General features: G+C 44.3%; 23 protein-coding genes. 14 read left to right on the top strand and 9 right to left on the bottom strand.

Going from position 1 to position 25,736, the window contains the following annotated elements; all coding sequences use genetic code 11:
- Nucleotides 1-87 precede the first annotated feature (87 nt).
- On the top strand, nt 88-330 hold the full coding sequence (locus DSM107010_RS24790; RefSeq protein ID WP_106167311.1) for an NUDIX hydrolase: 243 nt from the start codon (nt 88-90) through the stop codon (nt 328-330).
- 5 nt (nt 331-335) lie between these two features.
- On the opposite strand, the gene aroB is transcribed toward DSM107010_RS24790, so the two are convergent.
- Nucleotides 336-1,439 carry a 3-dehydroquinate synthase gene (aroB, locus tag DSM107010_RS24795; protein ID WP_015155923.1) on the bottom strand — a complete coding sequence of 368 codons (1,104 nt, stop codon included), beginning with the start codon at nt 1,437-1,439 and terminating at the stop codon, nt 336-338.
- A gap of 163 nt (nt 1,440-1,602) precedes the next feature.
- Here aroB and petL point away from each other — a divergent pair, with 163 nt between their 5' ends.
- Nucleotides 1,603-1,698, top strand: coding sequence for a cytochrome b6-f complex subunit PetL (gene petL, locus DSM107010_RS43100; RefSeq protein ID WP_015155924.1), 96 nt, complete (start codon nt 1,603-1,605; stop codon nt 1,696-1,698).
- Nucleotides 1,699-1,779: 81 nt separating this feature from the next.
- Here the strand turns inward: petL and DSM107010_RS24805 are convergent, their stop codons facing one another.
- Complete coding sequence (locus DSM107010_RS24805) at nt 1,780-2,253, bottom strand: BON domain-containing protein (protein WP_015155925.1); 474 nt, start codon at nt 2,251-2,253, stop codon at nt 1,780-1,782.
- Between the two features lie 98 nt (nt 2,254-2,351).
- The gene (locus DSM107010_RS24810) at nt 2,352-3,800 is read right to left on the bottom strand and encodes a general stress protein (protein ID WP_106167312.1); all 1,449 of its coding nucleotides are present in this window, start codon (nt 3,798-3,800) and stop codon (nt 2,352-2,354) included.
- 1,086 nt (nt 3,801-4,886) lie between these two features.
- Here DSM107010_RS24810 and DSM107010_RS24815 point away from each other — a divergent pair.
- The 3 genes from DSM107010_RS24815 to DSM107010_RS24825 all read left to right on the top strand — a co-directional run bounded on the left by DSM107010_RS24815 (nt 4,887) and on the right by DSM107010_RS24825 (nt 9,856).
- Entirely contained in the window at nt 4,887-7,004 is a 2,118-nt protein-coding gene (locus DSM107010_RS24815; RefSeq protein WP_241994339.1) for a cation:proton antiporter domain-containing protein, read from the top strand.
- A 374-nt stretch (nt 7,005-7,378) separates the two neighbouring features.
- The gene (locus DSM107010_RS24820; protein ID WP_106167315.1) at nt 7,379-8,353 is read left to right on the top strand and encodes a UDP-glucuronic acid decarboxylase family protein; all 975 of its coding nucleotides are present in this window, start codon (nt 7,379-7,381) and stop codon (nt 8,351-8,353) included.
- A 117-nt stretch (nt 8,354-8,470) separates the two neighbouring features.
- Nucleotides 8,471-9,856: a UDP-glucose dehydrogenase family protein gene (locus DSM107010_RS24825; protein WP_015155929.1), complete on the top strand. Its 1,386-nt coding sequence runs from the start codon at nt 8,471-8,473 to the stop codon at nt 9,854-9,856.
- A gap of 33 nt (nt 9,857-9,889) precedes the next feature.
- Here the strand turns inward: DSM107010_RS24825 and DSM107010_RS24830 are convergent, their stop codons facing one another.
- The gene (locus DSM107010_RS24830) at nt 9,890-10,684 is read right to left on the bottom strand and encodes an LmeA family phospholipid-binding protein (RefSeq protein WP_106167316.1); all 795 of its coding nucleotides are present in this window, start codon (nt 10,682-10,684) and stop codon (nt 9,890-9,892) included.
- 258 nt (nt 10,685-10,942) lie between these two features.
- On the opposite strand from DSM107010_RS24830, the gene DSM107010_RS24835 reads away from it, so the two are divergent.
- From DSM107010_RS24835 to DSM107010_RS24870, 8 genes are all read left to right on the top strand, one after another.
- Nucleotides 10,943-11,254 carry an RNA recognition motif domain-containing protein gene (locus DSM107010_RS24835; protein ID WP_015155931.1) on the top strand — a complete coding sequence of 104 codons (312 nt, stop codon included), beginning with the start codon at nt 10,943-10,945 and terminating at the stop codon, nt 11,252-11,254.
- 293 nt (nt 11,255-11,547) lie between these two features.
- Complete coding sequence (locus tag DSM107010_RS24840; RefSeq protein ID WP_106167317.1) at nt 11,548-12,036, top strand: DUF2243 domain-containing protein; 489 nt, start codon at nt 11,548-11,550, stop codon at nt 12,034-12,036.
- An 86-nt stretch (nt 12,037-12,122) separates the two neighbouring features.
- A complete protein-coding gene (locus DSM107010_RS24845) occupies nt 12,123-12,719 on the top strand; it encodes a DUF4129 domain-containing protein (protein WP_106167318.1) in 597 nt (198 codons plus the stop codon).
- A gap of 111 nt (nt 12,720-12,830) precedes the next feature.
- Nucleotides 12,831-13,922, top strand: a complete 1,092-nt coding sequence (locus DSM107010_RS24850) for a DUF4350 domain-containing protein (RefSeq protein WP_106167319.1) — start codon at nt 12,831-12,833, stop codon at nt 13,920-13,922.
- Between the two features lie 69 nt (nt 13,923-13,991).
- On the top strand, nt 13,992-14,942 hold the full coding sequence (locus DSM107010_RS24855; protein ID WP_127024165.1) for an AAA family ATPase: 951 nt from the start codon (nt 13,992-13,994) through the stop codon (nt 14,940-14,942).
- Nucleotides 14,943-15,033: 91 nt separating this feature from the next.
- Nucleotides 15,034-15,390, top strand: a complete 357-nt coding sequence (locus tag DSM107010_RS24860) for a four helix bundle protein (RefSeq protein WP_106169451.1) — start codon at nt 15,034-15,036, stop codon at nt 15,388-15,390.
- A 171-nt stretch (nt 15,391-15,561) separates the two neighbouring features.
- Nucleotides 15,562-16,095: an SRPBCC family protein gene (locus tag DSM107010_RS24865; protein WP_015155938.1), complete on the top strand. Its 534-nt coding sequence runs from the start codon at nt 15,562-15,564 to the stop codon at nt 16,093-16,095.
- Between the two features lie 15 nt (nt 16,096-16,110).
- Nucleotides 16,111-16,692: a DUF924 family protein gene (locus tag DSM107010_RS24870; protein WP_106169452.1), complete on the top strand. Its 582-nt coding sequence runs from the start codon at nt 16,111-16,113 to the stop codon at nt 16,690-16,692.
- Nucleotides 16,693-16,830: 138 nt separating this feature from the next.
- Here the strand turns inward: DSM107010_RS24870 and DSM107010_RS24875 are convergent, their stop codons facing one another.
- The 4 genes from DSM107010_RS24875 to DSM107010_RS24890 form a co-directional block, all read right to left on the bottom strand.
- Nucleotides 16,831-17,631: a class I SAM-dependent methyltransferase gene (locus DSM107010_RS24875; protein ID WP_106169453.1), complete on the bottom strand. Its 801-nt coding sequence runs from the start codon at nt 17,629-17,631 to the stop codon at nt 16,831-16,833.
- A gap of 17 nt (nt 17,632-17,648) precedes the next feature.
- The gene (locus DSM107010_RS24880) at nt 17,649-19,808 is read right to left on the bottom strand and encodes a hypothetical protein (protein ID WP_106169454.1); all 2,160 of its coding nucleotides are present in this window, start codon (nt 19,806-19,808) and stop codon (nt 17,649-17,651) included.
- 222 nt (nt 19,809-20,030) lie between these two features.
- Entirely contained in the window at nt 20,031-21,647 is a 1,617-nt protein-coding gene (locus DSM107010_RS24885) for a 2-isopropylmalate synthase (RefSeq protein WP_199755722.1), read from the bottom strand.
- A 65-nt stretch (nt 21,648-21,712) separates the two neighbouring features.
- Nucleotides 21,713-22,237 carry a LabA-like NYN domain-containing protein gene (locus DSM107010_RS24890; RefSeq protein ID WP_039714205.1) on the bottom strand — a complete coding sequence of 175 codons (525 nt, stop codon included), beginning with the start codon at nt 22,235-22,237 and terminating at the stop codon, nt 21,713-21,715.
- Between the two features lie 671 nt (nt 22,238-22,908).
- Between DSM107010_RS24890 and DSM107010_RS24895 the strand changes: the two genes are divergently transcribed.
- Complete coding sequence (locus DSM107010_RS24895; RefSeq protein ID WP_199755723.1) at nt 22,909-25,203, top strand: serine/threonine-protein kinase; 2,295 nt, start codon at nt 22,909-22,911, stop codon at nt 25,201-25,203.
- A gap of 73 nt (nt 25,204-25,276) precedes the next feature.
- On the opposite strand, the gene DSM107010_RS40000 is transcribed toward DSM107010_RS24895, so the two are convergent.
- Nucleotides 25,277-25,606 (bottom strand): hypothetical protein, encoded by a 330-nt coding sequence (locus DSM107010_RS40000; RefSeq protein WP_199755724.1) that lies wholly within the window; start codon nt 25,604-25,606, stop codon nt 25,277-25,279.
- Nucleotides 25,607-25,736 lie beyond the last annotated feature (130 nt).

Here is a 25,736-nt window from a genome sequence, read left to right on the forward strand (position 1 = left end):
AGAAATATTGAAGAAGCATTCCGACCAGCAATTTTGGTACTTTCTAGAACCTAACCAATACATTTTTATATTAAACGCTTTGAAGCGGTGGGATTCAGGTCTAACCCTAAAATAGAAACCGTAGCATATCCAAATGGCGATCGCGTTCAAAACTTTATTCTAATTCTGCACGCTACCGAGTGGGAGGGAAGTCTAGCTTGTTTGGATGGGGAATCGTTGGCATTAGATTTTTTTGATTTGAAGCATTTGCCTCCTTTAATGTTAACAGATATGCCCATATTAAAAAAATTTCAAGAATACAAGCGCAGTGGCAAACTTCAATTATTTTAAGCAATTTATTTTCCAACCGATCGCATGTGTTGTAGCACCTGGCGAACTGGATCTGCTGTCACTTTATCGGTAATCTCAACCGCACCAATTTGGGTAGGTAAAATAAACCTTACTTTCCCGTCTTTCACTTTTTTGTCAGTTTGCAAAGCATCTATAATTGCTTCAATATCTATCCCTGTTGGTAACTGTGTAGGCAAACCAGCTTTCTGAATCAATGCATCTTGACGAATAGCATCTTCAGAGGAAAGCATTCCTAGTGCTACAGCAATTTGAGCAGCGGCTACCATTCCTATCGCTACAGCTTCCCCGTGATTGACGACACGATAACCAGTCAAACTTTCTACAGCATGACCGATAGTATGACCGTAATTAAGAATTGCTCGCAGTCCTGCTTCTTTTTCGTCCTTGCTCACCACATCAGCTTTTGCTTGACAAGAACGGTTGAGAATATTCTGAAGTAAATCTGCACCCAAATAGCGCATTTGATCTAGGCGCTTACTCTGTTCCATTTGGACAAATAACTCTGCATCCCAAATCACACCATATTTGATTACCTCTGCCATTCCCGCGCGAAATTCTCTTGCAGGGAGAGTTTGCAGGACTTGCGGATCGATGAGAACCAATCTTGGTTGATGAAATGCCCCAATCAAATTTTTGCCTTGAGGGTGATTCACGCCAGTTTTCCCACCAATGGCTGCATCTACCATTGCTAGCAGAGAAGTAGGAACTTGAACGAAATTAACTCCTCGCAGCCACGTAGCAGCGGCAAAACCCGTCATATCGCCAATCACACCACCACCCAAAGCTACCAAGGTTGAAGACCGTTCTAAGCGCTTTTCTAGGGCTGCATTGTAGATTTTTTGAACTGAAGTGAGAGTTTTATATTGTTCTCCAGCTGGAAGAATACAGCTAGTGGCATCAAAACCAGCCGCTTGCAAAGAAGCGATCGCCCTTTCCCCATACTGTTTGAAAATCGCTGGGTTAGAAACCAGCAAAACCTTTTTCCCCAGGTTGAGTTCGCTCATCAACTCACCTAGACGATCCAATCCTGGCGCTGCGATCGCGATCTTATAAGCCTGCTGGGGAATATTTACGTCAATTACATGCATATCAGTTATGAGGGAGCAGGGAAGCAGAGGGGCGGAGGGGCAACTACCAATTACCAATTACCAATTACCAATTACCAATTACCAACTACCAATCGTCTGTAGGCTGTATTCTATCTCAATAAATGTTTCAATAGTTTTAGTTATTTTTGGGAAAATTACAGAAATGTTGGGAGTTATTGCTTACATCGGCTTTTTAGGTGGATTCTTCGCTCTGGCTGTAGGTTTATTATTCGGTCTGCGAGCTGCCAAGATCATCTAAATCTAAATCCATGTCCATAAAGCGATCGCCTCTTTACTCAAGATAGTAAAGAGGCGATCGCATAGTGGTGTATTGAAGTTATTAGCTTTCTGGTTTTTGCTGTGCTGGGGCAACTTGGGCATTAACGCTCACTTGCTGTACCCCTTTAATCTCCCTCGCCAATGGCTCAATGCGATCGAGTTGCTCTTGAGTCGGTACTGTACCTGAAACTTTCACGGCTCCGTCTTCAGCTTCAACCGCTAATTGACTTGCGGGTAAATTTGCCTCTAACTTGCTACGGACTTCGCTTTCCAAATCTGCGTCAGCTCGTTGAGCATCTCCCCCAGTAGCGTTGTTGCGCTGCTCTCTAGCTCTAATATCAGCGTCTAACTGCTTTCTGCGAATTTCATCAGTGGCATCCTCTTGATTCTGCTTAGCAGTTTCGGTGTCAGCTACCTCACCAGTTTGATTAGCTGAATTAGGAGCTTCGGTACTGGTTTTTTCTACACCCGCTTCACACCCAAATGCACCAAGGGCAATAAAGCCACCTAGTAATAATGGAAATAATCTTTTCATTTCTCAGTCTCTCAATGGAAAGTAGTTCAAACAATTTGATTGAGTAACTGTTGACAGTTAACGGTTAACATTCAGCCGTCAACTGTCAACCACAACGCTTATAGAGTCGAGTCGCGTTTATCAACGATGATGACTTTTGGGTCGTTAGGATCGACTACACCTGAATCGTAATTGGTACGCCGAGTATCGGAGTCAATGACATCATCCCCACGAACAGTGTTGCGGGTGTCTGTGGCAGCATATTCGCTCCGGCGAGGAGTATCGGCATCGGGTGCATCGTAAATCCCCCATTCTTGAATCCCACGATGATGCAGAACTGACTCAGCTCGACGAATTTCGTCTTCCGTACCGTCTACGAAAATTAGGTAATCTCCTCGGGAGAGTCTATCGTTGTAAACTTTGGCGCGTTCTTCAGGAATGCCTAAACCAACCAACGCACCCGCAAGACCTCCTGCTGCTGCACCAATAGCACCACCTGAAAGTGCGGTAGCTATGGTTGTTGCTGTTGCACCCGCAAGCATAACTGGACCAATTCCAGGGATCGCTAAAGCGCCTAAACCAACTAAAAGACCGCCAATTCCCCCAATAGCGCCACCAGTTAATGCTCCGGCAGCTGCGCCTTCGTCAGCTTTATTGCCAACATTCTTCTTTACATCTGCACCAGCAATATTATCGATCCGGTCTGCGTTCTTGGATACTACGTTCACGTTATCCATCGGAAAACCAGATTCCCGTAATTGATTAAGTGCGGTTTCTGCATCGTGACGGCTGGTAAATGCACCTACAGCACGCTTTCTACGATATAGCGATCTATCTGCCGTAGGCGTGACAGTTCCGGGCGCGACCGTACCTGGTGCATAATCTGCGGTTGGAGTCATCCCTGGCATATATCCAGCACTGTAACCAACTGGCATTCCTGTAGCGGCAGGAGTATAGTCGGCAGTTGTGCCTGTAGAGCTGCTCCCCATAGGCATAGCAGAGGGCGTTGTATCGACATCGCGAGCGTCGTACACGCCATATTCCTCAATCCCACGATGGTTGAGAATTGCTTCTGCTCTGGCAATTTCTTCATCGGAGCCTTTGACAATCACGAGATAATCGCCTCGATCGACGCGATCGCTATAAACTTGAGCGCGTTCTTCTGGAATTCCCAAACCGATTAAAGCACCAACAAGACCACCCGCAGCCGCACCGATCGCACCACCTGCTACTGTAGTCGTCAAAACTGTAGCTAACTCCCCAGCTACCATAATGGGACCGACTCCAGGAATTGCCAAAGCTCCTAGACCCACGAGTAAACCGGTTATACCTCCCAAAGTTCCACCCGTGAGCGCTCCGGCGGTTGCACCTTCATCGGCTTTGTTGCCAGCTTGGTTTTTATCTTGAACGTTTACGCCAGCAACATCGGCTTTGCGGTCTGCATCTTGGGCAATAATCGTGACTTTGTGCATGGGAAATCCCGCACTTTTTAGCTCCCCGATCGCAGTTTCCGCATCGTGGCGATTGGCAAACACACCGACAGCTCGCTTGTGTTGACCTACTGCCATTTTCTTACCCCCTATTTTTAGGTATCAACAATATTTCTGGCACAAACACAAATTTTTGTTATTTTTGGTATTCGTGCTATGTATTTATAGTTTTCACTTTTATAGCTGTTTTTTCCTCAGTCCGAAGTTGGAATCATGGCTCTATCAATAGGGAGGTTATATTAGAGTCTACTTATATAACTAAAGATGGGGACGATCGCTGCTAAACTTACTTTTTAATAAAAACAACCTGGGCGATCTTAACAACTTTGTTTATTGCAGATTTTAGCTAAAAAGCTTCGACCAAAATTATTTGTCTTCAAAGTTATCATTTTGACTTTTTTCTACCTGATTTATTTAACTTTTTTAAAAATGGAGGTCGCAATCTTTTCGATCGCATGTATTTTTAGAAATAGACTTATCTAAAAATCGTGTAATTTTTTTGTGGCTTAACTACATGCAAATAATATTTTTTCTGGCGTAATGCTGGTTTTAAATAAACTCGATCTTCTGAAAAATTCTTTGAGAGTCAAAAGTGAATTTCTACTGTTTGGAAAAACGCGATCGCGACCCGCGTGCGAAGCCTTGCGAGTCAAGTGTCAATCTGCTCCTGTCACTCATAGTTTCCAACTTCACTCCCTGAGCTGGAGCATTCGCATTTAATTTCAGATTAGTCTTCGAGCGAATTCGTTGAGTATCGTATTTAAATATACTAAGTCTAACAATCTAGACAACTGCGCCTCAAGTAGTAGCTGTCTTTACTGCATCAATTTTCTTTTGAACTAGTATCTCTGCACTCAAACTGTGACAAGTGTTACTAGACTATAGATAAATAAAATAGCAGTAGTTGAAAATTAATCAGTTTGTCAATATAAAAAAAGAATGGGAAATTTTACTTTTACCAACGATCTCCAACTAACAGTTAATTCCCGCTCGTTAATACCTAACCGTGGTTAAATGAATCCCTCTCTAGATAGGTATTTTTTAGAGAGAAAGTCCATTATCTTCAGAATGAATTTTCACTCGCTGGCAGGGTAGGATATAATTCCCTGTCATTTATTTACTATCCTGGCGCGATCGCTGCCTGCTCGAACAGACATGGTACACATGGAACGGCTACTACACTTATTTGCTGCTGCGCCAGCCGCTGAAAGCATTACTAAAGAACCGATAGTTCCATTTTTAATTCTGCTGTTAGTCATCTTATTCGTACCGCTGCTATTTGAGCGCTTCTTGAAAGTGCCAGGATTAGTCGGATTGCTAGCAGCAGGGGTAGTGCTGGGTCCCCAAGGGTTACGGGTACTAGAGCGGGGAGCGCCACCAATGGATTTGCTGCCAGAAATCGGGTTAGTTTATCTGATGTTTGTGGCAGGCTTAGAAATTGACATGGAGCAATTTCGGCAAACACGGAATCGCTCGTTAACTTTTGGTAGCTTTACTTTCTTAGTTCCCCTAATTATGGGCACAGCAGTAGGGCTAATTTTCTTTCCTGGTAAATGGAACACTTCTATCCTCATTGGTTCCCTGTTTGCTTCTCACACCTTGCTGGCATATCCGATCGTCAGCCGCTTGGGAGTCGTGAAAAATGAAGCTGTCACCGTTACGATTGGGGCGACTATCTTCACCGATATTGGTGCGTTGTTAGTACTAGCCATTTGTGTAGCTATTCATCAGGGTGATTTCTCTGCTACCCGATTAGCCACTTTAATTGGCTCTTTGGTCATCTATTCAGTCGTAGTTTTGTTTGGATTTGATCGCGCAGGCAAAGAATTTTTCAAGCGTTCGGGCGACGATCAGGGCAATCAGTTTTTATTTGTCTTATTAGCAGTGTTTCTTGCCGCAGTGGGCGCTCAATTAATTGGCGTAGAAAAGATTGTCGGCGCTTTCCTGGCTGGCTTGGCGGTGAACGATGCTGTTGGAGAAGGACCAGTCAAAGAAAAAGTGCTGTTTGTCGGCAGCGTCTTGTTTATTCCAATTTTCTTTGTCAGCCTTGGATTGCTGATTGATATTCCCGCTTTCATTGCCAGCATTAACTCCATCACGCTAACTTTAGCTATTGTCACTGGTCTGATCGTTAGTAAGTTTTTAGCAGCATATTTTGCCAAACTGATTTATCGCTACAAGTGGAATGAAATGCTGACCATGTGGTCTTTATCAGTGCCACAGGTAGGAGCAACTCTAGCAGCTACGCTAGTAGGTTACGAAGCAGGATTGTTGACTAAAGAGGTGTTAAACAGCGTCATCGTATTGTTACTCGTAACCGCAACTCTCGGACCACTAGTCACGAGTCGGGTAGCCCCTACCTTGATCGATGCTTCCCAAGAATTAGAACCAGAGCCAGTATCGCCTTATTGGAGTACAGGAGAAACGGCAACACACTCATTTGGTGTCTTGGTTCCCGTTTATAACCCGAAGACAGAGCAATACTTAATTGAAATGGCAGCTTTACTAGCTCGCCAAGCTCAGGGTAGAATCCTTCCTCTAGCGATCGCCAAAGCTACCGCTCATATGGATGCACCCCAATTAGAAGCAGCCTTTAAACGCGGCGATACCCTACTAGAAAATGCCACCAACTTAAGCCGCGAACTGGGAGTAGAAGCAGAACCTTTATTAAGGATTGACGATGCGATCGCTCAAGGAATTAGTCGCGCTGCCAAAGAGCAACACGCTAGTTTAATTGTCATGGGCTGGGGACAACGCACTGGTTTACGCGCCCGCTTATTTGGTAATGTCATCGATAGCGTTTTATGGGCAGCTCACTGTCCGGTAGCTGTTAGCCGCTTACTCAAATCGCCCAAAGAATTTAGACAAATCTTAGTCCCAGTAGAGAATATTACACCGCAAGCGGTTAGCGTCCTGAGATTTGTCAGTTTGTTAGCCGCAGCAAATGGAGCGCATATTGTTTTGTTACACATCTGCGATCGCAATACAACTCCAGGCAGAGTCGCTTGGATCCGATCGCAACTCTCTCTGTTGGTTGATAAGCTGGCTTTACCAGATCACCCAGAAATTCGCATTAAGCCTCACCCTAACGTCACTCAAGCAATTCTAGAAGTAGCCAAAGACTGCGATCTCGTCGTCATACGTTCCACTAGGCGACGAACGAGTGCTGGCGGTTTAACAATCGCCGACACGACAACCCAGTTGATCGGAGCGATCGCTTGTTCGTTGATCATGCTAGGCGAACCACAACCAGCCAGCTTTTCAGCGAGGAGCGAGGAGTGAGGATAACTTTGTAGAGACGTTACATGTAACGTCTCTACACTGATACATGTAACGTCTCTATACTGAATAACTTATGCCTGACAGATGGTAGCATGTAGCACATAAACACCACAAATTTTATAAAGATTATTTTTAGATTTCGTGAATTTTGTCCTACTATCATGGTTTTTGTAACTAGCGATCGTTAGTTTTTGTTTAACTTAGGGAATAATCAACTAAGCATGTGTGTTGGTATGCTCGACTTTTCCGTTCGGCACTGCCAATCGAACTTCTGTATGCACAATTGCATCACAGATCGTTTGTCACAGAAGCACAGTTCTGATAAAAATACTTAACGAGTCTAGTTAAGACTGCTGTAACTAACAAGAAAATCTATGAGAATTTTGGTCACTGGCGGCGCTGGATTTATAGGTTCTCACCTGATCGACCGATTAATGGCACAGGGACATGAAGTTATCTGCCTAGACAACTTCTACACCGGACACAAGCGTAACATCTTGAAATGGATGGATCATCCCTATTTTGAATTAATCCGTCATGACATCACCGAACCCATTCGCCTAGAAGTAGACCAAGTTTATCACCTGGCTTGTCCTGCGTCTCCCGTTCACTACCAATTCAACCCAGTCAAAACCGTCAAAACTAATGTGATGGGAACGTTGAATATGCTAGGACTGGCAAAGCGAGTCAAAGCAAGATTTCTGCTAGCTTCTACATCAGAAGTCTATGGCGATCCAGAAATCCACCCGCAAACTGAAGAGTATCGCGGTAACGTCAATCCAATTGGCATTCGCTCTTGTTATGACGAAGGCAAGCGCATTGCTGAAACTCTCGCCTTTGATTACCATCGACAAAATGATGTCGATATTCGCGTGGCGCGGATCTTTAACACCTACGGTCCCCGCATGTTAGAAAACGATGGACGAGTTGTGAGTAACCTAGTCGTACAAGCCTTGAAGAATATGCCGATGACGGTGTATGGTGATGGTTCTCAAACTCGCAGTTTTTGCTACGTGTCTGACTTGGTAGAAGGATTAATGCGATTGATGAATGGAGAGCAAATTGGTCCTGTCAATCTAGGCAATCCAGACGAGTATACCATTCTAGAACTAGCTGAAGCAGTTCGCAATCTGGTGAACCCTCAAGCAGAAATCAAATTTGCGCCCCTTCCGCAAGACGATCCGCGCCGTCGCCGCCCAGATATTACCCGTGCTAAAACCTGGCTGGGCTGGGAACCAACTTTGCCTCTATCAGAAGGATTAAAACTGACAGTAGAAGATTTTCGGCAGCGCTTGCAGCAACCCCAGCCAACAACTTACAGCGAGGCGGGAATTGCTAGTAATTCCTAGTAACTATTTGTCTAGCTAGGAGAATGGGCGATCGCTCATATCTGCATCGTTCGCACTCCATACCCAAGCTCACATCTTAAACTTCTATCACCCATACACCGTTGAGGACAAAAGTATATGCGTGTTTGCGTAATTGGTACAGGCTATGTCGGTTTAGTTACGGGTGCTTGCTTAGCTCACATCGGACACCATGTCATCTGCGTGGACAACAATGAAGAGAAAGTCAAGCTCATGAAAGCCGGACAGTCTCCGATTTTTGAACCAGGGCTGTCCGAGATCATGACAGGAGCAATGCAGGCAGGGACGTTAGAGTTTACCACAGACATCGGTGGCGGTGTGGCACATGGAGAAATCTTATTTATTGCTGTCGGTACTCCACCGCTACCAACTGGAGAAAGCGATACTCGCTATGTTGAGGCTGTAGCCCGCAGCATTGGCGCTCATTTGGATGGTGGTTATAAAGTAATTGTCAACAAGTCTACAGTACCAATCGGCTCTGGTGACTGGGTACGAATGATCGTTCTCGATGGCATTGTCGAACGCCAGAAGGTGTTAGTTGGCGCTGGTGGTGGCGAAGTCACGACTTTGGAAAGCGTCCCTGCATTTGATGTCGTGAGCAATCCTGAGTTTTTGCGTGAAGGTTGCGCCGTCTACGATACTTTTAACCCCGATCGCATTGTTTTGGGTGGTAGCAGCTCCAAAGCGATCGCCATGATGCAAGAGCTGTACGCTCCAATTATCGAGCGCCAGTACGCCGAAGACAAGTCTTTACCCCCCGTACCAGTTCTCGCCACCGATATTAGTTCGGCAGAGATGATTAAGTATGCAGCAAACGCATTTTTAGCCACTAAAATTAGCTTTATTAACGAAGTTGCCAATATTTGCGATCGCGTCGGTGCAGATGTGACCCAAGTTGCTAAAGGTATCGGTTTAGATTCCCGCATTGGTAATAAGTTCTTGCAAGCAGGCATTGGTTGGGGTGGTTCCTGCTTTCCCAAAGATGTTTCAGCGCTGATTCATACTGCTGATGACTACGGCTACGATACTCATCTGCTCAAAGCTGCTGTGAGCGTTAACCAACGCCAGCGTTTAATTGCAGTAGAAAAACTCCAGCAGGTACTCAAGATCCTCAAAGGGAAAACAGTCGGACTATTGGGACTGACATTTAAACCCGATACTGATGATATGCGCGATGCTCCTGCTCTCAATTTAATCGAGCATCTCAACCGCTTAGGAGCAAAGGTAAAAGCCTACGATCCCATTGTTGCCCAATCTGGAATGCGTCACGGGCTAACGGGTGTTTTGGTTGAAACAGATCCCGAACGCCTTGCCGATGGCTGCGATGCTCTAGTCCTCGTCACTGATTGGCAGCAATTCCGCAATCTCGACTACAACAAGATGGCATCGTTAATGACTAACCCCGTCATGATTGACGGTCGTAACTACCTCGATCGCGAAGCTCTACAACAAGCTGGATTCTACTACGTTGGCGTAGGACGCTAAAACAATAGAGCGTGTAGAGCTAGTCTACACGCTCTATTGTTTTCCTGGTACGCGCTCGATCTGAGCGTAGCCGCTAAAAACTAACAACTTGCCTTTAGTTTCTAGGCGGTTTAGCCGCATGGTAACGCCATCTAAGTCGAAGCGATCGAGATCGACCATATTATTCAAAATTTCTGCCAAAGCTCGTGCTAAAGCCAGAGAAGTCTCTCGTTGAGATTCTGGTAGCGTTTCTACTTCAAATCTAGGGTTTTGAAATTGTACTCGTCGCCGCCGTTCAATACCTAAAGTTGCTGTGAGGCTAACTGGTACTAATTCCTCTTGAGATAAGTCTGCCTTAGCCCAGATCTTAATTTCATTCTCCGGCAATAACTCTACCCGAACTTCCTGAAACGAGACTGGCTTGCCACCAGATAATTCAGTCAAACTAGGTAAAGTCAAATTGAGCAGGCGTTTTTTCACCAGTTCTGCTTCAAACGCCCTGTTAATTCCTTCTTCTGATAGCGTCACTTGAGCTACAGCTTGAGTCGGTTGTTTGAGGGCAAGTTTACCACCTAGAACAGAGCTGAAATCTATCGCTACAGCATCCGTCTCAAACGACATCTCCTCTGCCCAAAATTCACGCCGGATCAGCAAACCGCGACCGCTCATCTTGAAGCTATCAATGCTACCTTGCAAGAGTTTACTCGAAGGATAACAACGAACGGCAACTTCTACCGACTCACTTTGTGTAAATAAGTGACGAATTGTCTTGCTGGCAACAGTATTGAGCATTTGCTCGCCCCAATCAGTGCCAGTAGGATTAGTAAAACCAGTTAATCCGCCAAACATAAGTTTACGCGATTGTAGAAGTTATCCATACTCTCCTTTTGTAACAAAATGTGAACGAGCTAGCAAGGTTTGCACCATAGGTAATACTAATCATTTGAGGAAAGTAAACTAATCATTCCCGCAGCCAGTATAAGTTACAGCGATTTTATGCTACTCTAAAATAGAGAGTAGATTCGGTAGTTGTGTTTGTGTTTGCTAATTCAGATGCTCCTCCGAACCGTCATCTCGACAACGATTCGGACTCAGGAGAGAGTAGGAATGTCCATATATGTAGGTAACTTGTCATATGACGTTACCCAAGAAGATTTGACTAAGGTATTTGCCGATTACGGCACTGTGACACGAGTACAGCTACCTATAGACCGAGAAAGCGGTCGTCCGCGTGGCTTTGGTTTCGTTGAAATGGAAACAGAAGACGCAGAAGAAGCTGCTATTTCGGAGCTAGATGGCGCTAGATGGATGGGACGAGTGCTGAAGGTAAATAAAGCCAAGCCACGCGAGGAAGGTGGTAGTAGAACTAGCAACAGCAGAGGTAGCTATAACCGCCGCGAATCTTCTAGAAGCTACTAGAAAAAGTCAAAAGTTAAAAGTCAAAAGTCAAAACTGAAGGGATAGAAGTATGGTAAGGTGGGCAATACCCACTCGCTGCTTAGACTTCTAGTATTTATTCTTTTGAGTCAAGACAAGATACGCAAGTTAGTTTGCATTTCAGAAGCTGAAGGAGAGAAATATCTTCCCTTCAGTCTTTTGTATTGGTTTTTTTTGTAGGAATTGGCGATCGCTGCTCCTATCTTCACCATCAGACAGAAGAAATTCACGTAGTGGACTGCCATTGTGAAAAGAACTGTCGCAGAGGACTGAAAATGGAAGCGAAACAACTTCGCACGCAGCGCAACCCTTTAATTGCATCTGGAATTATCCTTGGGTTGGGAACTGGCGGACTATTTGATGGTATATTGCTCCATCAAATCTTGCAATGGCATCACATGCTCAGCAGCGTTCGACCGACTGTCACTGTTGCAGAAATGAAGGTCAACATGGTGTGGGATGGCTTTTTCGATGCGGCTACGTGGATATTAACTTTACTAGGAATATTTTTACTCTGGCGGGCAGGCGAACAAAAAGACGTGTTTTGGTCGGGCAGAACTTTCTTTGGTGCTTTGTTGCTAGGCGTAGGATTGTTCGACTTCTTTGAGGGGTTAATCGACCATCAAATTCTCGGCATTCACCATGTCAAGCCAGGGACTAATGAGTTAATCTGGGATATCGGTTTTCTCGTTCTAGGCGCTATCTTAGCGATCGCAGGGTGGATACTGATAAAGTCTGAAGAAAAGGTAATGGGTAATGGGTAAGTCAAAAGTCAAAAGTCAAGACTCAGGAAAATATTAAGTACAATCTCTTCCACGCACCACGCACCACGCACCACTCCCAACTCCCGATGAAAGAAGGCGAATTTGAAAAAAATAGCATAGGTTGGCAGTTATCTCAATTACAGCAACAGGTAGGGGAATGGCTCGAACTCCAAACGATGAGGTTGAATAAAAACATTCCCCAGTTGCCAGAAGGCATCCCTTCATGGTTAGTGGAGGGATTAAAAGCGATCGCCTGGATAGCGGCATTTGCCTTGTTGCTGTGGCTAGTGAGGTATGTATGGCGACGCTTGGAGCCTTATTTCATAGAATTGAAAACTAGGGGCGCTGTTGGTGGAAAGACGACTTCTAGAACCAGTGAAATGCCAGTCGAAGCTTGGTTAAAGCGATCGCAAACTTATTTCGATCGAGGTAATTATCGCGAAGCTTGTCGCTGTTTGTATATGGCAACGCTACAACTGTTGCACGAACGAGCGATCGCCCGCCATCAACTCAGTCGCACAGATCGAGAATACTTGCAATTAGTTCAACAACTACCCCAGTTTCAGTCTTACCGCACGCTGATTACCACCCACGAGCAATTATGCTTTAGCGATGGTGAGGTTTTATCAGAAACATTTGAACGATGTCAGCAGGCATATCGAGATATTGCCAGACAAGAATAGATCTATTGCACAAATTCAATTGGGTGCCCAGACTAGAATGGCACTACACAAACGTCCGCCTGGGTAGACTGAGTTTGTATAGCTGCGAATTCTCTTCATGGTAGGTGGAGTGTGCGAAATCTACGTCATCGATGGTGGTTAGGGGCGATTGCGATCGCTGCGATCGTCTTTCTCAGCCTAGTTACTGCACCCAATAATCCTTCGCGTCTTGGCTCTACCTACAGCCGCAGCCCCGATGGATATGGAGCTTGGTATGCATACATGCAAAACCGAGGCACGCCTGTTAAGCGTTGGCAAAAGCCATCCAGTGAGTTAAGCAAACAAAATCAAATAACATTGCTGCGCGTCCTTAACCAACCCAATTCCGGCTTGAATTACGTAGAAAAGCAGTGGGTGGAACGAGGCAACACTTTGATAATTTTGGGCGTACCCCAGCCAGTCACACCAGCTGAGTTCAGCACCAAGCAACAAAACAACGAGTTAATTAATATTAAAATCGATACGCGGCGCAGAGCAGGGATCGACCAGCAACAGCAATCGCTATTGGGCGATCGCTATGGTGCAGTTGTATGGCAAGAAAAAATTGGTGAAGGACAGGTCATATTCTGTGTCACCCCTTATTTAGCAGCAAATGCCTACCAAGACTATCCCAATAACTATAAATACTTAGCTCAACTCGCGACTCAAGGCGATCGACCGATCTGGATAGACGAATACATTCACGGCTACCGAGATAAAGAAGTCAGAGAACGAGCGGGTGAAAGGAATTTCCTATCTTATTTAGCACAAAGACCCTTAGCTGCTGCCCTGTTTCAAACCGCGATCGTGCTATTTGTGTTTATTCTGGCTAGCAATCGTCGTTTCGGGCAACCAGCTACTCTCAAAACAGCGATCGCAGACAATAGCACTGCTTATATTGAAGCTTTAGCAGGGGTGTTGCAAAAAGCCCAAGCCAGCGATTTTGTCATAGATACAGTTGGTAATGCCGAGCAAAAACAACTCCAGCAAGCTTTAGGACTCGGACAAATTCCCTTAGAACGGCAAGCACTGATTCAAGCATGGGTACAGCAAACGGGGCGATCGCCTACCGAACTCGAACAATTGCTGCGGCTGCATGGGCAAAAGCGCCGCCTCAGTGACAAAGACCTATTAAATTGGTTAAAACAATGGCGCACCATCCGCAGTTATGTTAAACCTGATTAGTTATCACGTTTCTTTCAGTAGGGGCGCACAACTGTGCGCCCCTACTCTAATCCCTACTTACCCCTTCTCATGCCCGAACTCCGCGCTGAATTAAATCGCCTCAGTGAAGCCCTCAACCGAGTTGTTGTCGGTCAATCTCAATTAGTACAACAATTATTGGTGGCAATGCTAGCGGGGGGACATGTCATTTTAGAAGGCGTACCAGGTACGGGAAAAACTCTGCTAGTGAAAGTGATGGCGCAACTTATTCAAGCAGAATTTCGCCGCGTGCAACTGACACCAGATGTCTTACCTGCTGATATCACAGGTACGAATATTCTCGACCTTAACAGTCGTAACTTTACGCTGAAAAAGGGACCCGTATTTACTGAAGTTTTGTTGGCAGATGAAATCAACCGCACGCCACCCAAAACACAAGCCGCTTTATTAGAAGCAATGGCAGAACAGCAAGTGACTTTGGATGGTGAAAGCTTGCCGCTACCGGAATTATTTTGGGCGATCGCCACGCAAAATCCTTTGGAATTTGAGGGAACTTATCCTTTACCAGAAGCCCAACTAGACAGATTTTTATTCAAATTAACGGTAGAATATCCCGATCGCCAGCATGAAAAGCAAATGCTGCTGAACAGCCAAAAGGGTTTTCAATCTCGACGGCTAGATATTGCTCAAATCGAACCCGTTGCTAACGTGAAGTTGGTTTTACAAGCGCGTCAGGAAGTCAAATCGGTACAAGTAGCAGAGCCAATTGTAGACTATCTCCTTGCTCTGGTGCAGCGATCGCGCCAACATCCCGATTTAACTTTGGGTGCTTCCCCTCGTTGTGCCGTAGCATGGCTGCAAACCAGTCAAGCCGCCGCATGGCTTGCCGGACGAGATTACGTCACCCCTGATGATGTCAAAGCTGTAGCTCCACCTCTGCTGCGTCACCGTCTCATTCTCAAACCCGAAAGTTTACTCGATGGGATTCAAATTGAAACATTAATTAATAATTTATTAAATCAAGTACCTGTACCAAGATAATTCGGAATTCGGAATTTGGAATTCGGAATTTGGAATTCAAGACGAATCTAAATATATAGTATAAAATTATACCTTAAGTTTAGATTTAGACATGAATAACTATACTCCTATTACTGAGAGAACACAGAAATTTGCAATTAGAGTGATTAAGGCTTGTAGCTTTTTAGACGAAAAGCCAGGAGTATGTAGAACTTTATCTAGGCAGCTGTTGAGGAGCGGTACAAGTGTTGGTGCAAATGTCCGCGAAGCGCAATCGGCACAATCAGACAAAGATTTTTTGAGCAAGTTAGAAATTGCACTCAAAGAAGCCCGTGAAACTGAGTACTGGTTAGAAATTCTCATTGAATCTGGTATGGTTAAACTCAACAAATTTCAGCCTTTACTGACTGAAGCATCAGAAATTGTTGGTATTCTCGTCACCTCCACCCGAAAACTAAAACAGAAATAATTCCGAATTCCGAATTCCAAATTCCGAATTCTCCCCAAACAGATCGCTTTTGGCAAAATTTGGGGAACCTTTATAGTACGTTCACCATCTCTTAACAAAACTATAGGTAGAGTAAGCAGTATACTGCTTGCGATCGCTAAGTGCATAAGTGTGAGGAATAACGAAGTTAGTATGACAGCAATGTATATAGGTACGACGCTCGGTCAGACAGAGCAAACAGCTTTGATGCGGGGGGAAATTTTAGTTCAAACGCGCCCTCATTCGACATGGGGCGGGGCTGTGACAGCATGTATGTATCTACCAATGCAGCGATCGCAAGTCTGGCAGCAGCTTACCGATTATCCTCGTTGGGTACAATATTTTCCCGACGTGATCCAGAGCGAAGTCTTGCAGCGAGGTGAGGTGAAGCGCTTATATCAAGTTGCCCGCAAAGCGTTTCTCATTTTCACTGCTCAAGTTGAAATCTATTTAAACGTGTTTGAGGAAGTCCAGCAGCGCATTCAGTTTCGCATGGAAAAAGGTACTTTCACCGACTTTACAGCAGATTTAAACCTGCAAGATTGCGGAATTGGCACTTTACTCACTTATGCCGTACAAGCTACGCCTAACGTTCCAATTCCATCGATTTTTATTCAACAAGCGATGCAATTTGAATTACCAGAAAATATGCGGAAAATGAGGCAAGCGATTTGTAAGAATCAATAGAGTTGTTTGTCAGCCATGTCATCAGAACAGGCAAAAAGAATTTTAGATTTTTGGTTTGGTACTCCCGAACAGGCTAGTTATGGAAAACCAAGACAGATTTGGTTCATTAAAAAGCCTGAATTCGATCGAGAAGTGGAAGCCCGCTTTCTGAGCGATTACGAACAAGCCGCAGCAGGGAATTTAGACACCTGGAAAAGTTCTCCCCTCAGCTGTCTGGCTTTGATCTTGCTGCTCGATCAGTTTCCTCGCAATATGTTTCGCAGTAAACCTCAAGCTTTCGCGACTGACTGGCAAGCCCTATCTACCGCACAGTATGCCGTAGCCCAAGGCTACGATCGCGAATTATTACCCGTACAACGCTGGTTTATTTACTGTCCTTTTGAACACAGCGAAAACCTAGAGGATCAAAATCGTTCTGTAGCTCTATTTCAACAGCTGAGCGACGATCCTGATAGTGCTGATGCAATTACCTATGCCTTGCGTCACCGCGAAGTCATTTTAAGATTCGAACGCTTTCCCCACCGCAACAAAATTTTAGAGCGAGTCTCTACCCCAGAAGAAGAAGAGTTTTTGCAACAGCCAGGTTCGTCTTTTTAGAGGGAGCAGGGAGCAGAGTAAGAGAGCTGAGGGAGTGAAGAGAGCAGGGGAGCAGACGGGCATGGGAGCAGAGAAGAATTAAATCACGCACCACTACCAACTACCAACTACCAACTACCACTCTTCCCTGATAACTATTTATTTTGTTGCCACAACTGCCAAATTCCAAGCATATCTTTTCATGCCAGGGATTTTTTTCAGCAGCTTATCCCACTTTTCTAAACGTAAATAGGCTGGAGCTAATCTCTGATGTTCGATAATTATTTTTTTCCAGTAACGTTCTTTATTTGGATCGACTCTTTCTATTAAATAAAACTGCAAAAATATCCAGAGTGTGGCAATCCAAAAAGTATCGTAATTGGTATGAGAAAAATTACGTTCGATAAACTTAACGATCGCAATATCGAGCGGCATTTCATCTTCCGTACGAACTTTAGTAGCGATGCGACGGTAAACGTTGATAATGGGATTGTGTTTTAACGGCTCCCAAAAGCAAGCTTTTCCGCCAGGCTTAAGAACTCGATGCATTTCCAATATAGCAGCGCGAGGATCGGGAAGATGGTGTAGTAAATTGGCAGCGTAAACAAAATCAAAAGAATTATCGGGACAATCTAGAGCAGATGCATCCATCGTTCGTCCCTCGATTTTTACACCATTTTTAGCTGCTAAATCTAAAGCAACTTCTACCATACCTGGAGAATAATCAGCTGCCATGCATAGCGCCCCTTTTTTAGCAAAATAAACGCTGTTTTCGCCTGCACCGCAACCTAAATCTAAGATTTTTTTTCCTTGCACGTCTCCCATATGTCTGAGAATAAATCGATTTTCTGGAGCCGTGCAAGCTTCAAAATAGTCTGCTACCCGAATTCCCTCAACATCAATTGCCGCAGCCCAAGCATCGTGAAATTGTTTTTCTCTTTCTAATCTTTGATTTTCCATAAGAGGGAAGTCCGGAGTCAGAAGTTAGATACTTTTAAAGAATCGATTTCTACAATACAACTTTTGATTAAATCATTTTTATCGCTCGTTTGAGCGTTTAATAATAAATAAGTTGGTTCTGGATTTTGGCTAGCCAACGATACTTGAAGTTTGTAAGACTTATGAGTGAAAGATTGCGATGCGATCGCGCTGACGAGTTGACCTTGGCGATCGCGCATTTCTATACTGAGCGTAGCACCATTACAGGTTTTGCCAAATAGAGTCACTTTACCTGTGACTTGGGTGCGGTTGGTTAAAGTTCCCAAATACAAGAACGATATTGGTTGCGTTCCTCTTCCTGGGACGGCATACGCTAATAATCTATAGCTACGGGTGATGTTTTTAGTAACTTTGTTGTCTTGCCATAGATGACTCAAACTCATCCAATCCAACTGTCCCCCTGGACGCTGCCCAATTCTCTGTTGCATGGTGGCGAGGGTGTGGATTGCCGTTTCTATGGAAGTAGGACGCAAACGCTGGTAAATACTCACAACAGCACCATTGGCTAAATGAAACTGGACGGGTAAAAGCTGAAAATCTTTGGCTATTTCCCAATTTTGCTGAAAAGCATTAGAGACAACTGTAACAACATCATGTTCTTTGAGAGGTAACCACTCCCCTACCACTGGAACTTTGGTAAAGTCGCTCTCAAAATTTGGTAATGGGTGAGGAATGACGACATACTCTGCTTGTAACAGTCTTTCTACAGGATAAAAATCTTGAGAATCAACTTGAGGCACGCCTAGCAACAGTAAATTATCTCGCTCGTTTTGTTTGTATACACTACGTTCGACTGCCCGCACCATACCACTGTTGAGCTGCAACCGCTGGAAACCAACAATATAAATTGACTTTTTATTAGTCGCAATTTGACGTAAGTAAGCTACTAATTGGATCGCTTCATCGTAATCTGCCCGGACTAAGGGAGGAATATTCAGCGTCCATAGGGAACGGAGAGGATGCTGAAATTTCCCAATCGGAGTCAGTCCAAATACTAAGTTACTAATCAGATAGAAAATAACTATACCTGAAACGAGCGGACGAAATTTAACTTTGAGTTTTAAGTAAGCCGTCCAAATACCACTAGCTAATCCTAATACCACAATTGGGGACAAATGGAGGCAATAAAACACATTGGCATAGCGCAAGAGAATCAACCATTCTACTACTGAGACTACGCCAAACAGCCAGATGAAACTAAATGCTGGAAGATACAGAGTACGAGTCACAATTCCAACTAGAAATCCGAGTGCGGCAAGTATGAGCGTTGCCCAGCCAAAATAAGCAGCATAGAGTTCGACAATTGTATGAATTGGGAAACTCCAAGAAGCATACAGCCCTCGATAATCTGTAACTAGCGCGTTATAAGTAAACTGCCAAGCGATCGCCGCAAGAGTAATAAAACAGATGATAGCAATTAAACCAATCTTGACTGCAAGTTGCCGTAATTTCTGCCACGCTAGTTGTGGTTTTATACGTCTAGTAGTCCAGAAAAATATCGATGCTTGCAGAGACATTGCAACTAAAACAGCGATCGCCCCGTAAGCAAAATGACGACGAAAGAGAATCGCCGATCCTAATAAGACACCAATCGCTGGCACGCGCCACCAACGTTTCAGTCTCATATCTTGCAAGTAAATCCAAATCGCTAGCCCAATTAATCCAGCCCCTCCCGTATCTGGAATGCCAAGAAAAGTTGGTATCCAATTGATAGGAATTAATAAACTAAAAATTGCCGTTGACCAAAAAACAGCTATAGAATTGGCTGCAATCAATCGCGTCCCCAAACCTCCCATTACCAGGGAAAAGGGTAGTAAATAAACGAGTGCTAAACCAATTTGATAGACTAATCGCGACTCGCCAAATAGTAGGATAAATGGCACTAATGGCAGAGTGTAAATTTTATTTCGTTCTGCTCCTAGCGATTGCAAAAAGTTACTAATGCCTGCGATGGGAGATTGACGAAAAGCACCAGCAACCTCGATAGTTTTGTAATACCAATCGATCCACCAATAAAAGTTACGTTCGCTAGATGTATATAGTGCTGTGGCGATCGCAATTAGCAGTACTAACAAGGCAAACAAACTCAAATTGACTGAATGCCAATTGACTGAATGTCGAAGTCGGACAGTGGGCATATTTTATCGAACGCAATCCTCAACCTACAGTCAAGGTGGGCGTTGCCCACCCTACTTATTATTAGCCTCAACCTACAGTTAAGGTGGGCGTTGCCCACCCTACTGACTACTTACTATTAGCCCCCCTTGTGAAGGGGGGTTGGGGGGATCGTGTTGCCCCCCTTATGAAGGGGGGTTGGGGGGATCGTATTGTTTTTAAGCGGAGTTGAGAAGGATCTAAAACTATGCTAACGAGCGATCGCGTTGCTGTTGATGCTGCAATGCCGCATAAAGCCGATTCAAGGCGTTGACGTATGCCTGGGCAGAAGCAACGATAATGTCTGTATTTGCTGCATGACCGGAATAGACTTTATCTTCGTAGCGCAGTCGGATCGTGACTTCCCCGATTGCATCAATTCCCGCCGTCACGGACTGGACGGAAAATTCGATTAACTGATTGGGGACGTTTACCACCCGATTGATCGCCTTATATATAGCATCCACGGGTCCCGTGCCGATCGCTGCATCGGTCAGTTCTTCACCATCTTGAGTCCGTAAGGTGACAGTTGCTGTCGGACGAGTGCAATCGCCACAAGATACTTGGACTAATTCTAAATGAAAAACTTCTGGAGTCGTTTTGATCTCGTCGTTGACAATCGCCTCTAAATCCCAGTCGGAAATATCTTTTTTCTTATCCGCTAAGTCTTTAAATCGTAAGAAAGCTTTGTTTAATTCTGTTTCTGACAGGTTAAAGCCCAATTCTTGCAAGCGCGAACTAAAAGCATGGCGACCGGAGTGTTTGCCTAAGACGATTTGGTTATTTGTTAAACCAATCGACTCAGCATCCATAATCTCATAGGTGAGCTTATTTTTGAGAATACCATCTTGGTGAATGCCAGACTCGTGAGCGAAAGCATTTGCTCCGACAATTGCCTTATTTGGCTGTACTAGCATTCCTGTCAGGTTAGAAACTAGGCGAGAAGTGCGGTAGATTTCCCGCGTATCAATATTAGTTAGCGGCGCTTCTGACTCTGCCGGACGACCTAAAAAGGGGTTGAAGTATTGCCTGCGGACGTGCAGCGCCATCACAATTTCTTCTAACGCTGTATTTCCAGCCCGTTCGCCAATGCCATTAACGGCACATTCTAGCTGTCTTGCCCCATTTTTTACGGCTTCGAGAAAGTTAGCAACGGCTAAACCGATATCATTATGACCGTGGACGGAAATAATGGCGCGATCGATGTTGGGGACATTTTCTTTAATACCTTTAATTAATGCGCCAAATTCACTAGGAGTTGTGTAACCGACAGTATCGGGGATATTAATTGTTGTTGCCCCAGCCGCGATCGCCCGTTCCAAAACTTGATACAAATATTCTGGATCGGTGCGGGTAGCATCCATAGTTGAGAATTCCACATCGTCCATAAAAGACTTAGCGTAAGCCACCATTTCTTCAGCGATCGCTAAGACTTCGGCTTTCGATTTTTTCAACTGATATTCTAAGTGAATATCTGATGTGGAAATAAATGTATGAATTCTGCCTTTAGCGGCTGGCTTGAGGGCTTCGGCTGCGGCTTTAATGTCAGCTTTAATTGCCCTTGCCAAACTACAGACGATCGGTCCATCAATCGTTCCGACTTCTTTGGCAACTCTTGTCACTGCCTCAAAATCGCCAGGACTAGCAAAGGCAAAGCCTGCCTCGATCACGTCTACTCCCAAGCGAGCTAATTGACGGGCGATCGCTAATTTTTCATCGACGTTCAGCGTTGCCCCAGGACACTGTTCGCCATCCCGCAACGTAGTATCGAAAATTATGACCCGCTCTGTTCCCCATTGATTGTCCATAGATTCACCAGACATTTATCCCTGTTTTAGCTATTAGTAATCGTATAAAAAACACGCACCACGTACCACGCACCACTTATCTAATAATCAGCTTTTTCAATGGATTCTCTAATATCATTTAAATCGATGTATCGATCGGTAGCATTCCGTAACTCTCTTGCAATCATTCCTTCTGTAGATACAACTGTAATATGAGTATTTTTTGACCTTAATAATTCTATAGCTCTCTCAAAATCTCCGTCACCGCTAAATAAAACTACGCGATCGTACTGATCTACTGTATTAAACATATCTACTACAATTTCTATATCTAAATTCGCTTTTTGCGAATAGCGACCCGAGGTATCGTCGTAGTACTCTTTTAAAATTTTAGTACGAACGGTGTATCCCAGACTAATGAGTGCATCCCGAAAACCCCTTTGATCTTGAGGATCTTTCAATCCAGTGTACCAAAAGGCATTAATTAGTACTGTATCTGGTTGCTCTTTCCTAAAGTACTCTAGCACCCTTCGCGGGTCGAAAAACCAACCATTTTTCTGTTGTGCGTAGAACATATTGTTCCCGTCTACAAATATAGACAGACGGTTCATCATAGAACAAGGCATAGAAATTTAATACCTAGAAATTTTCCAAAAACTATTTAACGTCGAATTCTCAATTATAACAATTTTTTATGCATCATTTTATGAATTGTATGTTATGGATCTCAATCGATTTTACATTCACCCTTCCTAAGTTTTAGTGAGCCTCTCGTCTTAAAGGTTAAACCATGCTTGCTAAACCTTTACCAGGTTAGCTTAAGCGCAACACCTATTTTTAACATCTACCCTTAAATTAACTAAATTCGCAGTTAATTTTATCAGTTGGTTGGTAGTTTCCACAGTTCAGACCGAACGTAGTTGCCAAGATCGACAGTTAGCGATCGCAGAAATTGCCAGATCGTGCTTAAAATTCTCATAAATTCCGATTGGATGAGACAGGTTTTCTTCCTAGATAGGGAACTCTAAACTAGTAGGGTCAGGCAGTCAAAAAAGAAACTAGGGCGATCGGTAGAGTTAAGTTGGGCTGTCTAGTGTATGGTAACTAGTCGCAACTTGAAAGTTACCAAATCAGAAGCCCCCTGCTGACTGTCCCTATCCTCTAACTCCCAGTCTGACATAACTATATGGGACAAGATCGTACACTGTCCGATGTACAAAAGATACCATCGCTGCTTCAGAAGAGTAAGTCTTTACGATCTTTCCAGTGGGATCGACTCATATCTGGATTTTGGGGAGTGGCTGCGGCAGTAGCTACAGCCACTAATGGGACATTAGTACAAATGATGGAGTACCAAACCCAGGCGCTATTTTTTGAAATTCGGGGCGCTGTTGTACCACCAGAGGATATTGTTATCCTGACAATTGACGAGCAATCTTTATCAATTCCTCAACAATACTATCAAACTAACCCTCAACAATATGCCGCTCTCAAGCCCTTGCAAGCTTGGCCCTGGCAGCGACTTGCTTATGCTCAAGCGATCGATCGATTAATGATAGCAGGAGCGCGTGCTGTTGCTTTAGACATAGTATTCGCATCTCCCAGCAGTTATGGAAGTACAGACGATTGCGAATTTGCAAGAGTGTTACAACGCTACGCTGGTAAAGTCACCTTAGCAGCGGAGTACGAGCAATCGCAATTGCGCCAAGGTAATATCATTCAACTAACCAAGCCAGTTCGTTTTTTGTGGACGAAGCCAATGTCAGTTGGTTTTGTCAATTTCCCCCTAGAGTTAGATGGCAAAATTCACAGATTTTCTAGCGAATTTCCTTTAAGTTTGGCAACAAAATATCAACAGCAATTTGATAATTATGCGGCTATGGGGGTAGAAATGCCCTCTTTTGAGCAAGCGGTGGCATCTTCGATTCGTAATTGTAGGGGCGCACAGCTGTGCGCCCCTACTTCCTCTAAAGGCGATCGCATTTATTTCTATGGACCTGCGGGGACGTTTGAATATATCCCTTTTTGGCACGTCCTCGATACCGAGAATTGGAACACATACCTGCAACAGGGGCGTTATTTTCAGAATAAGATTGTGATTGTTGGCGCAACAGCTGCTTCGCTGCAAGACTTTCACAAAACACCTTTTTCCTACAGCTGGCTGTATCCCAAGCCGATGCCAGGGGTAGAGATTCAAGCGAATGCGATCGCCACGCGGTTACAACAAAAAGCGATCGCCTTGGCAATTCCCAATCCTTTTTTCCAGGGGTTGTTGGTGTTGCTATTAGCCGCTGGAACGACAATTGTGCTAGCAAAAACTCAGTGCTTCAGCTCTCAACTAGGATGGACAATCGGAATTGCGATCGCGTGGGGTGGTATCAGTTACGCCGTCTTTACATATCAGTACTCGATCTTACCCACTGCCGTACCGATGTTAACAATTGTGTTGTGTGGTGGTTCTTACTTGACGATCGCAACGATGAGCGATCGCCGCCAGACAATTCAACTCAAACCTGCTGCTACAGAAAATACCACTGTTTTAGAATCCCCAGAGGTAGACAACCAACAAGACGAGATCCAAAAATTACTGCCACACGAATTAGTTACGGCGGGAAAAATTCTCAGCGGACGCTACCAAGTTACCAAAGTTTTAGCTTCTGGTGGGTTTAGTGAAACTTACATTGCAGAAGATTTACAACGTCCCGGCAAACCTCTCTGTGTTGTGAAGCGAATGAAACCTTCTAGCAATCATCCCCAGCATTTACAAATGGCTAGCAGGTTGTTTCAACTTGAAGCAGAAACCTTAGAAATTGTAGGGAAACACGACCGAATTCCCCAGTTGCTTGCCTATTTTGCAGAAGGTGAAGAATTCTTTTTAGTTCAAGAGTTGATTAACGGACATCCCCTCAGTTGGGAACTCAAACCTGGCAAGCCTGTGAGCGAAATCGCCGCGATCGCGATTCTGCAAGATTTACTGCCAATTTTGGCATTCGTTCACAGGTGTAAGACAATTCACCGCGATATCAAGCCTAGCAACATCATGCGACGGCACTCCGATGGCAAACTCGTCATTATTGATTTTGGTGCTGTCAAGCAAGTTAGCAATCAAATGCTAACAACTGGGCAAACTAACTTGACAGTTAGCATTGGCACTTTAGGTTATGCTCCTGCCGAACAAACCGCAGGTCGTGCTTTCTACAGCAGCGATATTTATGCAGTCGGCATGTTATTAATTAAAGCCTTAACGGGATTTGCACCTCACGAACTTCAACTCGACCCGCAAACGGGTGAGGTACTGTGGTTAGATAAAGCTGAAGTGAGCCAGGAGTTAGCAACTTTTATCGGTAAAATGGTACGGTACGATTATACGCAGCGCTATCAATCAGCCTCAGAAGCTTTAGTTGCGCTACAAAATTTAACTGGTACTGATAGTACTAATAATGATAACTTTGGCGATCGCGATGACTTACTAGCTGTTGCCATCCCCGCAGAAGTTGACTCAGAAGATTTAGAAGCAAGTACGGTATTTTGGCGGGAATCAACTAATACAGTAGAAATTGTAGAAGAAGTTGATTCAGAAGAGAAAGTGTAAGTCTTTCTCTGGCGATCTTTCGTCTCTTTTGATTTAATTCTCAATCGCCAATAATCTCTTTGAGATTTAAGATTTATTTTCGAGATTTATCGTTCTTGTCAGGGTTATTATTTCTGCCACCGCCATTCCCATCACCGATCCCATTATTATCTTTATCGGGATGACGATCTCTGCCACCGCCATTCCCATCACCAATCCCATTATTATTTTTATCGGGATGACGATCTCTGCCACCGCCATTCCCATCACCAATCCCATTATTATCTTTATCGGGATGACGATCTTCATCTTTGGTAGAACCATCGCGATCGCCTATCGGACTTGAATCATTATCTGAAGCAGATTCAGAATTGTCAGGTAAAATTTCCAAGCGATCGAGAATGACTGTACCGTTGTCAATCAAGTCTGTAGTCGAATCAGAAGTGTTAATCCGTAAATTATGACTATTTTGTTGTATAGCACTACGAAGTTAAATTAGGACGTTATAGTAGGGATAGCAGAGCAATTGGGAATTAGTATGGCAGCCCCCTACA

Origin of the sequence: Chroococcidiopsis cubana SAG 39.79 (genome assembly GCF_003991895.1) — a bacterium.
GTDB lineage: Bacteria > Cyanobacteriota > Cyanobacteriia > Cyanobacteriales > Chroococcidiopsidaceae > Chroococcidiopsis > Chroococcidiopsis thermalis.